Origin of the sequence: Pokkaliibacter sp. CJK22405, assembly GCF_046614695.1 — a bacterium.
Lineage (GTDB): Bacteria > Pseudomonadota > Gammaproteobacteria > Pseudomonadales > Balneatricaceae > Pokkaliibacter.
In genome coordinates, this window is record NZ_JBKKHQ010000015.1 from 114,973 (window position 1) to 127,983 (window position 13,011).

Annotated in this window: 10 protein-coding genes; all 10 read left to right on the top strand. The window is 50.2% G+C overall.

Annotation, left to right across the window (positions count from 1 at the left end):
* Positions 1-15 precede the first annotated feature (15 nt).
* The 10 genes from bamA to tilS all read left to right on the top strand — a co-directional run bounded on the left by bamA (position 16) and on the right by tilS (position 12,913).
* On the top strand, positions 16-2,385 hold the full coding sequence (gene bamA / locus ACKC9G_RS11830) for an outer membrane protein assembly factor BamA (protein WP_411405567.1): 2,370 nt from the start codon (positions 16-18) through the stop codon (positions 2,383-2,385).
* A 19-nt stretch (positions 2,386-2,404) separates the two neighbouring features.
* Positions 2,405-2,908: an OmpH family outer membrane protein gene (locus ACKC9G_RS11835; RefSeq protein ID WP_411405569.1), complete on the top strand. Its 504-nt coding sequence runs from the start codon at positions 2,405-2,407 to the stop codon at positions 2,906-2,908.
* Between the two features lie 12 nt (positions 2,909-2,920).
* On the top strand, positions 2,921-3,982 hold the full coding sequence (gene lpxD / locus ACKC9G_RS11840; protein ID WP_411405571.1) for a UDP-3-O-(3-hydroxymyristoyl)glucosamine N-acyltransferase: 1,062 nt from the start codon (positions 2,921-2,923) through the stop codon (positions 3,980-3,982).
* Positions 3,972-4,427, top strand: a complete 456-nt coding sequence (gene fabZ, locus ACKC9G_RS11845; protein WP_411405573.1) for a 3-hydroxyacyl-ACP dehydratase FabZ — start codon at positions 3,972-3,974, stop codon at positions 4,425-4,427. The genes lpxD and fabZ overlap by 11 nt, the downstream gene beginning before the upstream one ends.
* Positions 4,428-4,429: 2 nt before the next feature.
* Positions 4,430-5,200, top strand: coding sequence for an acyl-ACP--UDP-N-acetylglucosamine O-acyltransferase (lpxA, locus tag ACKC9G_RS11850; RefSeq protein WP_411405575.1), 771 nt, complete (start codon positions 4,430-4,432; stop codon positions 5,198-5,200).
* The gene (gene lpxB / locus ACKC9G_RS11855; RefSeq protein ID WP_411405577.1) at positions 5,200-6,333 is read left to right on the top strand and encodes a lipid-A-disaccharide synthase; all 1,134 of its coding nucleotides are present in this window, start codon (positions 5,200-5,202) and stop codon (positions 6,331-6,333) included. Before lpxA ends, lpxB begins: the two co-directional genes overlap by 1 nt.
* On the top strand, positions 6,333-6,929 hold the full coding sequence (gene rnhB / locus ACKC9G_RS11860; protein ID WP_411405579.1) for a ribonuclease HII: 597 nt from the start codon (positions 6,333-6,335) through the stop codon (positions 6,927-6,929). Before lpxB ends, rnhB begins: the two co-directional genes overlap by 1 nt.
* A 35-nt stretch (positions 6,930-6,964) precedes the next feature.
* A complete protein-coding gene (gene dnaE, locus ACKC9G_RS11865) occupies positions 6,965-10,456 on the top strand; it encodes a DNA polymerase III subunit alpha (RefSeq protein WP_411405581.1) in 3,492 nt (1,163 codons plus the stop codon).
* A gap of 95 nt (positions 10,457-10,551) precedes the next feature.
* Positions 10,552-11,505 carry an acetyl-CoA carboxylase carboxyl transferase subunit alpha gene (gene accA / locus ACKC9G_RS11870; protein WP_411405583.1) on the top strand — a complete coding sequence of 318 codons (954 nt, stop codon included), beginning with the start codon at positions 10,552-10,554 and terminating at the stop codon, positions 11,503-11,505.
* Positions 11,498-12,913 carry a tRNA lysidine(34) synthetase TilS gene (tilS, locus tag ACKC9G_RS11875; protein WP_411405585.1) on the top strand — a complete coding sequence of 472 codons (1,416 nt, stop codon included), beginning with the start codon at positions 11,498-11,500 and terminating at the stop codon, positions 12,911-12,913. The genes accA and tilS overlap by 8 nt, the downstream gene beginning before the upstream one ends.
* Positions 12,914-13,011 lie beyond the last annotated feature (98 nt).

Consider the following 13,011-nt stretch of genomic DNA (forward strand, 5'->3'; position numbering starts at 1 on the left):
GATCCCAGGGACAGTATGAAGCGTATAGTTAACAAGATGGCCTTTGCAGCCTGTCTAAGTATGTCTTTGCTGGCTGCCTCCGTTCAGGCAGCAACTTTCAAAGTGTCTGATATCAAGCTGGAAGGCCTGCAACGCCTGTCCCCTGGTACTGTTTTCTCCACCATGGGCGTGGAGGTTGGCGATACCATTGATGACAGTGATGTCGCACAGGCTATTCGTCGTCTGTTTGCCTCAGGTAACTATCAGGATGTTGAAGTCAGCCGTCAGGGCAAGGTCCTGCTAGTTCAGGTCAAAGAACGTCCAGCCATCAGTGTTCTGAATATTGAAGGCAATAAGGTCATTAAGACTGAAGTTTTGGAAGCAGGTCTCAAAAAGCAGGGATTAGCGGAAGGCGAAATTTTTCAGCGTGCAACACTTGACCGAATCCAAGCTGAGCTTGAACGTCAATATATTGCACAGGGTCGCTATGGCGCCAAGGTAAAAACTGACGTTGAAGAAGCTTCCAATAACAGGGTTCGTGTCAACATCCATATTCAGGAAGGCGTAGTTTCGAAAATTACTCACATCAATATCGTGGGTAATAAGCACTTTGACAACGAAACCTTGCTTAAGCAGTTCGAGTTGAACACCAGTAACTGGCTTTCGTATTTCACTGATGATGATAAGTATTCGCGTGAAAAGTTGTCTGGCGATCTTGAGCGTTTGCGCTCTTATTATCAGGATCGTGGTTACGTTAACTTCGCTATCAATTCAACTCAGGTCTCTATTAGCGATGACAAGAAAAGCGTCTACATCACTATTAACGTAAGTGAAGGTGAGCAGTTCCACATTGGTAAAGTGGCGCTTGAGGGAGAGCTGGTGATTGGCGAGGACGAAATGTCCAAGCTGGTCGAAGTGAATCAGGGTGATCTCTTTTCACGTAAAGCCGTGAACGATGATATTGAGCGTATTAAAAAGCGCTTGGGTCATGATGGTTTTGCCTTTGCGAATGTGAACCCGGTTCCCACTATCCACGACGACGAAAAAACGGTCGATTTGACCTATTTTGTTGATCCTCAGACACGTACTTATGTCCGCCGTATTAACTTTACCGGTAACACTGCCACTGCTGATGAAGTGTTGCGTCGTGAAATGCGACAGATGGAAGCTGCGCCGGTCAATACTGATCAGATTGATCAGTCCAAAAAGCGCCTTGAACGTCTGGGTTACTTCTCTGATGTCAATATGGAGATGAAACCTGTACCGAATACGCCGGACCAAGTGGACCTAAACTACTCCGTTACTGAGCAGCCTTCTGGTGCATTGGGTGCCTCCATCGGCTTTGCTCAGGGAGAAGGTTTAATCTTCGGTCTGGATGTTTCACAGAAAAACTTCTTGGGTAGTGGTAACCAGGTCAGCTTCTCGCTAACGCGCTCTCAGGTGCGTACAGACTATAGCCTTAACTTCCTTGATCCATATTATACCGTTGATGGTGTGTCTCGAGGTTTTGAGGTCTACTACCGTAAGACTGATTACGATGAAGAGGATGTGTCCGATTACCAGATGAGTCAGTATGGTGCGAACATGACTCTCGGTTATCCGCTGTCAGATGATTCTAAACTCTCCGGTACCATTGGTTACCAGAACGTCGGTATCGAGCTTGGCCCCTCTCCTATTCGCGAAATCATTAACTACGTTAATGAAAATGGCGATAGTTATAATGAATTTCTGGGTAGTGTTGCTTGGACTAGCAACAAGCTTAATAACGGCTTGATGCCCACCGATGGTTCTTATCAAAAGGTGAATCTGCAGGTTGCACTGCCCGGAAGTTCTCTCGAATATTATGAATTGAGCTATAAAGGTGATATCTACTGGCCGCTGGGTGATAAAGGCTACGCGATTCACTTAGGAACTGACCTCGGCTACGGCGATGGTCTGGGTTCTGAAGACAAACTTCCGTTCTATGAGAACTACTATCTGGGCGGCATCACTTCGCTGCGAGGCTTCAAGACGGGCTCTGTGGGGCCAAAAGGTACGCCTTGTATCGTCGGGACAGATACGCCCTGTGATGGCTCCAGTACTGATAGCAACTCCATCGGTGGTAACGTGAAAATTGCCGGTTCAGCAGAGTTCATCTTCCCGTTCCCGTTCTTCGAAGATAAAAGCTCACTGCGCAGTCTCGTCTTCATGGATGCCGGTAACGTGTACGATACCAAGTGCGATACCACAGTAGATGCGACCTGTAATAGTGATATTGACTTGGGCGACATTCGCTACTCAACCGGTGTTGGTGTTGTCTGGCTTACTCGTTTTGCACCATTGTCTTTCGTCATTGCTCAGCCGCTTAATGAGCAAGACGGTGATCGTAAGCAGAGCTTCCAGTTCTCGCTGGGTCAAACTTTCTAAACGCCAAGGGGTTAATAACATGAAGAAGTGGGTGAGTGCTTGTGCTGTTGCTATGGGTCTTTCCGTGGCATCGGTTGCTCACGCATTGGATGTAGCGGTTCTGGATGTTCCCCAGGCCCTATTTAGCTCCGACCGAGCCAAATCCTTTATGAAAGGTCTGGATAAAGAGTTTTCAGACAGCGAGCAGCGCCTGGAAACTCTGGCGAGAGATATTCAGGCTAATCAGCAAAAGTTGAAGAAGGATGGCGGCATCATGAAAGATGATGACCGTCAAAAACTCCAAAACTCATTGAAAGACGAAGTATCTGAATACCGCTTCTTGCAGCAGAAAGTGCAAAGTGGTCGAGCCAGTCGTCAACAACAGTTTCTGGATGCCAATCGGCCATTGCTGGATAAGCTCATTCGAGAGCTTATCAACAAGAAAGATGTGAAAGTGATTCTCAGTCGTCAGGGCACGGTCTATGTGTCAGAAACTGCTGACCTCACACCCGATCTCATCAAGTCACTTAACAAGTCCAAATAACAGGGGCATGTTTTGAAGTCACGCTCCTATACGCTAAAAGAAATCGCTGATTTTCTGGGTGCTGAAGTTCATGGCGACGAGAGCCTGATCATTTCAGGGCTCTCAACACTTAAAAATGCCAGCGCTACTGATCTGACTTTTTTAGCAAATCCTAAATACGCCAAAGATTTGGGTGAAACTGCTGCCGGTGCGGTTCTGATCTCAGCTGAGGCGCTCGATCGCTGCCATACCAATGCGTTGGTGCTCGCTAATCCATATCTCGGCTACGCCAAAATTTCTCATTGGTTTGCTCCGGCAGAAAGCTTTCCTGAAGGTGTGCATCCCAGTGCGACTGTTGCCCTGTCAGCTGTTATTCAGGCTGGAGCCAGTGTTGGGGCGTATGCAGTCATCGCAGAAGGGGTGACCATTGGTGCGGATGCCATTGTTGGCTCTGGTTGCAGCGTAGGTATGGGGAGCCAGATTGGCGAACGTACACGTCTTGCTCCACGAGCTACTGTCTACCCCAATGTTACCATCGGTCAGGAATGCCTGATTCATAGCGGTGCAGTGATTGGTTCTGACGGTTTCGGTTTTGCCCAGCACCAAGGTGAATGGATCAAGATCGCTCAACTGGGTGGAGTTGTCATTGGTAACAAAGTGGAGATCGGTGCTAATACTACCATTGATAGTGGTGCGCTTGAGCCAACACGCATTGGAAATGGCGTCATCATCGATAACCAGGTTCAGATTGCTCACAACGTTCAGATTGGTGATGGTACTGCTATTGCTGGTTGTGTAGGCATCGCTGGAAGTGCTGTCATCGGGCGCTATTGCTCTCTGGGTGGCGGCGTTGGCGTCGCAGGGCACCTGGAAATTTCCGATCACGTTCATATCACAGGTATGAGTCTGGTCAGCGCTTCTATTTCAAAACCTGGGGTGTACTCTTCAGGAACAGCTTTAACCACCAACAAAGAGTGGCGTAAGAATGTTGCCCGCTTCCGCAATCTGGATGATCTGGCACGTCGATTAATTCGTCTGGAGAAGGAAGTTTCTTCAGCTAGTAATAACGAAGGTTCGGTTGACGATGGAAATTAATGAGATTCGGGAGTATCTGCCGCATCGCTATCCCTTTTTATTGGTAGATCGCGTTGAGGAAATTATTCCTTCCGAAAACAATGAGCTGATTGGAAGTCAGATTCGAGCTTTCAAAAACGTTACGATCAATGAGCCTTTCTTTAATGGCCACTTCCCTGATCACCCCATTATGCCGGGCGTTCTCATTATTGAGGCGATGGCTCAGGCGGCAGGCATTCTTGGTTTCAAAATGATTGATAAGCGCCCTGAAGATGGTGCTATATATTATTTTGTGGGAACCGAGAAGCTTCGTTTGAAAAAGCCGGTCGTGCCGGGTGACAAGCTTGCGCTTCACGCATGTGTACTTTCAGTGAAACGTAATATCTGGAAGTTTGAATGCACAGCTCTGGTCGATGGTAAAGAAGTCGCTTCTACCATCATCACTTGCGCGGTAAGGGAAGTTTAACGTTGATTCATCCACAGGCCATTATCGATCCTAAAGCAGAGCTCGCCGATGATGTGGAGGTTGGCCCTTGGACGTACATTGGTCCCGATGTGAAGATCGACTCCGGAACCCGGATTCACTCGCATGTCGTGATCAAGGGCCCTTGCACCATCGGTAAAGATAACCAGATCTTTCAATTCGCCTCTGTAGGTGAAGAGTGCCAGGACAAGAAATACCGCGGAGAGCCGACGCAACTGATCATCGGTGATCGTAATGTCATCCGTGAAAGTTGTACTCTTCATCGAGGCACTATTCAGGATGAGGGTATTACTTCTGTCGGTAGTGATAATTTACTGATGGCATATGTTCATGTTGCTCACGATTGTCGTATCGGCAATAACACGATTCTTGCTAACAGTGTTGGCTTGGCGGGACATGTGAAAGTCGGTGACTGGGCTATCCTTGGCGGTATGGCGGGTGTCCATCAGTTTTGCAAGATCGGGATGCATGCCATGATTGGCGGAGGGTCTGTAGTGCTGAAAGATGTGCCAGCCTATGTCATTGCCAATGGCAGTCCTATTGTGCCGCATGGTATCAATACCGAAGGGCTCAAACGTCGCGGTTATGATGCTGAGGCACTGCTTGTACTTCGTCGTGCTTACAAGATTATTTTCCGGCAGGGAAAAACTCTTGAGCAGGCATTGGGCGAGCTGGAAACCATGGCGGTAGATACCCCAGCTCTAGATGCACTGATTGACTCTTTAAAAACAGCAGATCGCGGCATTATTCGTTAATGTCTCGCCCTTTGCGTATTGCCCTTCTCGCCGGAGAGCTCTCTGGCGATATCCTGGGCGCAGACCTTATGGATGCGTTCAGGGCTCGCTTTCCTGATGCAATCTTTGAAGGTATTGGCGGCCCTGCGATGCTTAAGCGTGGTCTCACTAGCCTTTGCCCTCAGGAACTCCTAAGCGTCATGGGGCTGTTTGAGGTTCTGCCTCGGTTATGGCCCTTGCTTCGTGCTCGCAAGCGACTTCGTGAGCATTGGATCAAGAACCCCCCTGATGTCTTTATTGGCATTGATGCGCCTGACTTCAATCTTGCACTAGAGAAGTCTCTGCATGATGCCGGTATTCCCACGGTGCACTATGTCAGCCCGTCTGTGTGGGCATGGAAAAAGTGGCGTCTGAAGTCTATCGCTAAGGGCGTGGATCTGATGCTTACCCTGCTACCGTTTGAGGCGGAGTTTTACCAAAAAGAAGGTATCCCGGTGGCTTATGTCGGCCATCCGCTGGCTGAGCAGGTTCCTGTTCAAATCGATCAGGAGGCTGCCCGGCATGAGCTAGGACTTGAGCTGGGCCTACCTGTTTTGGGAGTACTGCCTGGAAGTCGTGGTAGTGAAGTGAAGTTTCTGGGTGAGTCTTTTATTGAGGCAGCCAAACAAGTGGAAGCTCAGGTGCCCGGTGTGCAGATTGTCTTGGTCCCAGCCAATGAGCATCGCGAGGCAGAGCTTAAAAAACTCGGTCTGCCTTCTCATTGGCATCTGGCCACAGCGCAGGCCAAAAAGGTGATGGCGGCTGCCAGTGTGCTGCTGGTTGCTTCTGGTACTGTCACGCTGGAAGCTGCGCTTTATAAGCGACCTATGGTTATTGCCTATCGCTTTTCTTCTCTGACTTTTGCCATTGCCAAACGTATGGTTAAGGTCGCTCATGTCGGGTTGCCCAATCTATTGGCAGGGAAGCGTCTGGTTCCTGAGCTTCTGCAAGAAGAGGCGACACCAACGAAGCTTACGGAAGCACTCTTGCCCATGTTTGACTCCAGTGTTGCCCATGATTTGCAAGAGTCCTTTGTCCAAATGCATCAGATGCTGAAAGCGGGTGGAGGAGAGACTGCAGTGAATGCAATCCTGCCACTTATCAAGGAAAACTGATGCAAACCGCACTGGATTTCTCTCAAGGTTTGATTGCAGGAGTTGATGAAGTAGGGCGCGGCCCTTTGTTTGGACGAGTTGTCACCGCAGCGGTGATTCTGGATCCTTCAAAGCCCATTGCAGGCCTTGCGGACTCCAAGGTGCTTACAGAAAAGCGTCGTGATGCGCTTTATGAACAAATTCGTGCTGATGCATTGAGCTATTGCATCGCTTGGGCCAGTGTTGAAGAGATTGATCGCCTTAACATATTGCACGGCACAATGCTGGCAATGCAGCGAGCTGTCGCAGGTCTGCATGTTCAGCCGGATTTTGTTTATGTTGATGGCAATCGCTGCCCTGAGTTGCCCATGCCATCGGAGCCTGTTGTTAAGGGAGACTCCAAGGTGGCCTGCATTTCTGCAGCTTCTATTCTTGCCAAGGTTTTTCGTGATCGGGAGGTCATTACTCTGGCGAAAGAGTATCCGGGCTATGGTCTGGAGAAGCATAAAGGGTATCCTACCAAGCAGCATCTTGAGGCTCTCCAGACTCTGGGTGTGACTCCTTTTCATCGTCGAAGCTTCAAGCCTGTTCAAGACGCTCTCAAGAGCACTGTCTGAATTCTATTACGTTTGATATCTCCGGGACGTATTACATGACTGCACCAGCATTTGTTCACCTGCGTGTTCACTCTGAATACTCACTCGTTGACGGATTGGTTCGTATTAAAGAGCTGGTGGGAAAAGCCTCCGAGCTTGAAATGCCCGCTGTTGCCCTGACCGACCGTTCTAATGGCTGCGCCATGGTCAAGTTCTATAAGGCTGCAAGAGGGGCTGGCGTTAAGCCGATTTGTGGTTGTGACATCTGGCTTGAGAATGAAGACCCCGCCGAAGCGCCGAGCCGAATGTTGCTGCTCGTGCAGACCAAAGAGGGTTACTCCAATCTGCTGGAAATTATCTCCGAGAGCTATCAGACAAATCAGCAAGATGGTCTCGCTATTGTTAAGCGCGAATGGATTCAGGCGAAGAGTGCCGGACTGATTGCGCTAAGTGGGGCCTCCTACGGGGAGATCGGCTTAGCACTGAATGCCAATAAAAATGAAGAGGCGGAGCGCTTTCTGCGTTATTGGCTGGAAGTGTTTGGCGACCGCTTTTATCTGGAAGTTCAGCGTACTGGTCGCAAGGGCGAGGAATATTGCCTGCATCAAACGGTGGAGTTGGCGGAGCGTCTACAGGTACCGGTGGTTGCGACCAACGATGTGATGTTTATTCGTCCTGAAGATTTTGAAGCGCATGAGGCTCGGGTGAGCATTAACCAGGGGATGGCGCTTGCTGATCCCCGGCGGCCGCATCTCTACTCTGATCAGCAATATCTGCGTACCGCCGAAGAAATGGCTGAACTTTTCTCTGATATTCCTGAAGCACTCCAGAACAGTGTGGAGATTGCTCGCCGCTGCAACGTCGACATTCTTCTGGGTACGTATTTCCTTCCGGAGTATCCGATTCCGGAAGGGGAGACGATGGATGAGTTCTTCACTCGTATTTCTTATGAGGGCCTGGATTGGCGCCTCGAGCAGCTGTTTGACTCACAGGCTCCTGAATTTGCGCAGACGAAAAAGACCTATCAGGAACGTCTCCAGTTCGAGCTGAATACCATCATTCAGATGGGGTTTCCTGGCTACTTTCTGATCGTTATGGACTTTATTCAGTGGGCTAAGGATAACGATATTCCGGTCGGACCTGGGCGAGGTTCAGGTGCGGGTTCTCTAGTGGCGTATGCCCTCAAGATTACCGATTTGGACCCGCTGGAATATGACCTGCTCTTTGAGCGATTCCTTAACCCTGAACGTGTTTCCATGCCTGACTTTGATATCGACTTCTGCATGGATAAACGTGACCGCGTCATTGATTACGTTGCCAATAACTATGGCCGTAATGCCGTTTCCCAGATTATCACCTTCGGTACTATGGCTGCTAAGGCGGTGGTTCGTGATGTCGCGCGTGTTCAGGGGCGGCCATTTAGTCTGGGTGACAAGCTTTCCAAGCTCATTCCTTTTGAAGTGGGGATGACACTGAAAAAAGCCTGGGAACAGGAAGAGGCTCTTCGCGACTTTGTTAATGGTGACGAAGAAGCGCAGGAAATCATGGAGATGGCCTACAAGCTTGAGGGTATCACCCGTAACGTAGGCAAGCACGCTGGTGGTGTGGTGATTGCACCCACCAAGCTTTCAGACTTTGCTCCTCTCTATTGTGAAGCAGACGGCACTGGTCTCGTTACCCAGTACGACAAAGGCGATGTTGAAGAAGCCGGGTTGGTGAAATTCGACTTCCTGGGGCTTCGAACCCTGACCATCATCAACTGGGCGCTGGATAATATTCGCGTGATTCATGAACGCGAAGGAAAGCCGCCACTGGATATCACCAAGATCAACCTGGAAGACTCTGACACCTACAAGCTCATGCAGCGCGGAGACACCACCGCAGTTTTTCAGCTTGAATCACGAGGGATGAAAGAGTTGATCAAACGGCTGCTTCCCAGCTGTTTTGAGGACATCATCGCACTTGTGGCGCTTTTCCGCCCCGGTCCTCTCCAGTCAGGCATGGTGGATGACTTTATCAACCGTAAGCATGGCCGTGCAGAGCTGGCCTGGCCGCATCCAGACTACCAACTCGAGTCATTAAAACCGATTCTTGAGCCTACCTACGGAATCATCCTGTACCAGGAGCAGGTTATGCAGATTCCACAGGTGATGGCGAACTATACGCTTGGCGGCGCAGACTTGTTGCGTCGAGCCATGGGTAAGAAAAAACCGGAAGAAATGGCGAAGCAGCGCTCCGTTTTCCTCGAAGGATGTAAGGAAAACAATATTGATGCGGGCCTCGCAGGAAACATCTTTGATCTGGTAGAAAAATTCGCGGGCTACGGTTTTAACAAATCTCACTCAGCGGCTTACGCACTGGTTTCCTATCAGACGGCCTGGCTGAAACAGCATTATCCTGCGCCTTTTATGGCTGCCGTATTATCTGCCGATATGCAGAACCTGGATAAGGTCGTGATCCTTATCGAAGAGTGCCGACGCATGAAGTTGCCGTTGGTGCTGCCTGATGTAAATGCCTCTGAGTACATGTTCACCGTTAACGAACAGGGTGAGGTTGTGTATGGCCTGGGGGCGATCAAGGGGGTCGGTGAGGGTCCGATTGATACTATCGTCGCGGCGCGGCAAAAAGGTGGCCCATTTACTGATCTCTTTGATTTCTGTGAGCGTGTTGGGGCCAAGCGCTTAAACAAGCGTGTGCTGGAAGCGCTGATTCGTTCTGGCGCACTGGATAAGCTGGGGCCAAATCGCGCTGTACTGTGGGCTTCTATTGGAGATGCACTACAGGCGGCCGATCAGCAGGCGCGCAATGCGGATAGTGGAGTTTTTGACCTTTTCGGTGATGTCATTGCGGCGAGTGATCATCAAACGCTTTATGCCAATTACCTGCATCTGGAAGAGTGGGCGGACAAAGAGCGTTTGAATGGTGAAAAAGATACCTTGGGGCTTTTTGTCACCGGACATCCTATCGATGCTTATGAGCATGAAATCAAAGGGCTGGTACGTAACCGGCTGGGTGATTTGAAACCGAGTCGTGAAACTCAATTGCTTGCGGGACTGGTTGTCGGCGTCAGGACGATGAAAAGCAAGAAAGGTGAAACTCTTGCTTTTGTCACCCTCGATGACCGTACAGGCCGTGTTGAGGTCTCGGTATTTGGGGAGCTTTATCATGAAAACCGCGAGGCGCTCAGTAAGGATGATGTGATATTGCTGGAAGGTGATGTCAGCCAGGATGATTACAGTGGTGGTCTTCGTGTGCGCTCCAAGCGGATTATGTCCATTGAAGAGGCCAGGGCGAAGCATGCCAAGCACCTTGAAATAGCGCTTCAGGAGCAAGGATTGCTTAAGAAAGAAATTGATGAGCTGCAGAGTCTGTTAGCACCTTACCGCGCCGAAGAGGGGAATCAGATTCGTTTGAAATACCGTCAGCAGGATGCAGAGGCTCAGGTTATCTGCGGTGAAAGCTGGCGCGTAAAGGTAGCGGATGATCTACTCTTTGCTTTAAAAAATAGCTTTGGTAAAGAATCAGTTAGGCTGGTCTACCGAGCCTGAGATACGTCGAATCTCGACTAAAGACTGATAAACGCGTATGGTAGGCAGCCATTAAGTTCCCCAGGTGGGGATGGATGCAGTTGCGGAATTGAGTGATGAACCCAAATTATCTGGACTTTGAGCAGCCCATTGCTGACCTGCAGGCAAAAATCGATGAATTACGCCTGGTAAGCAGCAGTAATGACTTCAACATTGCTGAAGAAATTTCCAAGCTTGAAGAAAAAAGCGCGAGCTTGACTGAGCAGGTGTTCTCTAACCTGAGCGATTGGCAGATCACGCAGCTTTCACGTCACCCGCTGCGCCCTTACACGCTGGATTATGTTCGTGAAATCTTCACGGACTTTGATGAGCTTCATGGTGATCGTCATTTCTCTGACGATGCAGCAATTGTCGGTGGTGTCGCTCGTCTTAATGATGAGCCTGTAATGATTATCGGCCAGCAGAAGGGCCGCGATGTGCGTGAAAAAGTACGTCGTAACTTCGGCATGCCCCGACCAGAAGGTTATCGCAAAGCATTACGCTTTATGGAAATGGCTGAGCGTTTCAAGCTGCCTATTTTGACCTTCATCGACACTCCTGGCGCCTGGCCGGGTATTGATGCTGAGGAGCGCGGCCAGAGTGAGGCTATTGCTTACAATCTGGCAGTGATGTCTCGCCTGAACACGCCGATCATCTCTACGGTGATTGGTGAGGGTGGCTCCGGTGGCGCGTTGGCTATTGGCGTTTGTGACCGTTTGCTGATGCTTCAGTACTCCGTCTACTCTGTGATTTCGCCGGAAGGCTGTGCTTCCATCCTTTGGAAAAGTGCTGAAAAGGCCTCAGATGCTTCCAAGGCCATGGGAATGACAGCTCCGCGTTTGCAGGAACTGGGCTTTGTCGATCGCTTGATCAACGAGCCTTTGGGAGGAAGTCATCGTGATCCTAAGCTGATGGCAGCAAATCTTAAGTTGGCTCTCAGCGAAACGCTGGCTGACCTGCGCGGTCTGAGCCAAGAGGAATTGCTTGAGCAGCGTTATGAGCGATTGATGTCTTATGGTGCAGGTGAGTAATCTTCTGCAGACCATGAAAAAAGCCGGGCATGCCCGGCTTTTTGCTATTCAGGATTTGCACCCAGGGCAGCTTGGAAAGTTGATTGCGCAGGTTCGCCCGAAACGTCTGATCGTTGCGGTAAGTGGCGGCAGGGATTCTCAGGTGCTGGCTCATCTGTGCTGGCGTTTGTCGGTGACGGGTAGGCTCTCTATCCCTATTGAGCTTTGGCATGTAAATCATAAGTTGCAGCCAGATGCAGAAAGCTGGGCGCGAGATGTTGCTGCTTTAGCTGCAGGTTACGGCTTTTTGTATCGCTCAATGCGCGTTGATATTGCTCGTGATCAGAATGTCGAACAGGCAGCACGGGAGGCGCGTTATCAGGCGTTCTCTCATTATGCCGAGTCCGGTGACTTGCTCCTTCTGGGTCAGCATCGTGATGATCAGGAGGAAACTCTGATGTTGCGTCTTATGCGAGGTGCCGGGCCTCAGGGTCTTGCCGCCATGTCAGCGCTTCGCACTGCTGTTTTGCCGAATGATGGCAAAGTTTTTTGGGGGAGGCCGCTGCTTGGTATCTCCAGACGCCAGATTGATCACTATGCTTCAGCTTGGCAACTGGTTGCTGTCGAGGATCCAAGTAATCACGACGTGACCTTTGACCGGAACTTTCTTCGCCAGCAAGTTTTGCCTGCACTGAGGCAGCGCTGGCCGCAGTTGGGTCAATCCTTATCGGCAAGTGCCAATGCCTGTGCTGAAGTCTCAGTGTTATTGGAAGAGCTGGCCAAGGAGGATCTGATCAAGTGCGCCTGGGATGAGTTGAGTGGAACGTTATCTCTTGAGCTATTGCGTCAGCTCTCAGTATCAAGGCAGAAAAACCTCTTAAGGCATCTTGTTTCTCTACTTGCTCTCCCTCCTATGCCTGAACATCTAGTTGAAGCATTTCCAGCGTTTGTGGCAGCTGAGCATGACACGGCCAATGAGCTTCGCTGGAAGCAGTTCAAGTGGTGTCGCTTCCATGGGAGTCTCTATCTGTTGCCGGCTCTTATGCCTGCAGGCTTGGCATCGGTTCAGCCTCTTGAAGTGTTGACAGCGACAGAGCTGCCTTGGGGGAAATTGGTTTTTCGTGCGGTAGAAGGGGGAGGTATTCATGAACGCTGGGTCAGTCAGCTGCATTTGATTCCGAGACAAAGCAGTTTGCGGTGGCAGCCGCCTGGCAAGCCTCACCACGTTACCTTGAAGAACTACTTCCAACAGCGGTCAATCCCCGTATGGCTACGCCAGTATGTACCTATCGTAGCAATAGCTAATGACATTGTTTCAGTGGCCGATGAGGTTGCAGATCGTTATCGGGCAGGCGAGGGCCAGCGCGGATGGTTGCCTCAATGGGTTTTGCCCCTGCGCCCGTGGCGAATTGCGGCGCCTTTAGGCTGAATATAACGTTGTTGCGTCACGAGGGTTCTGGTATCCTGACGTCCCATCTTGATGACATTCTCGTCACCTCTTTATCCCACAACGTAATTTGAACAGGT

Coding starts and splice junctions, on each gene's coding strand:
- bamA (WP_411405567.1), top strand. CDS start 16: ATGAAGCGTATAGTTAACAAGATGGCCTTTGCAGCCTGTCTAAGTATG.
- ACKC9G_RS11835 (WP_411405569.1), top strand. CDS start 2,405: ATGAAGAAGTGGGTGAGTGCTTGTGCTGTTGCTATGGGTCTTTCCGTG.
- fabZ (WP_411405573.1), top strand. CDS start 3,972: ATGGAAATTAATGAGATTCGGGAGTATCTGCCGCATCGCTATCCCTTT.
- lpxB (WP_411405577.1), top strand. CDS start 5,200: ATGTCTCGCCCTTTGCGTATTGCCCTTCTCGCCGGAGAGCTCTCTGGC.
- rnhB (WP_411405579.1), top strand. CDS start 6,333: ATGCAAACCGCACTGGATTTCTCTCAAGGTTTGATTGCAGGAGTTGAT.
- dnaE (WP_411405581.1), top strand. CDS start 6,965: ATGACTGCACCAGCATTTGTTCACCTGCGTGTTCACTCTGAATACTCA.
- accA (WP_411405583.1), top strand. CDS start 10,552: ATGAACCCAAATTATCTGGACTTTGAGCAGCCCATTGCTGACCTGCAG.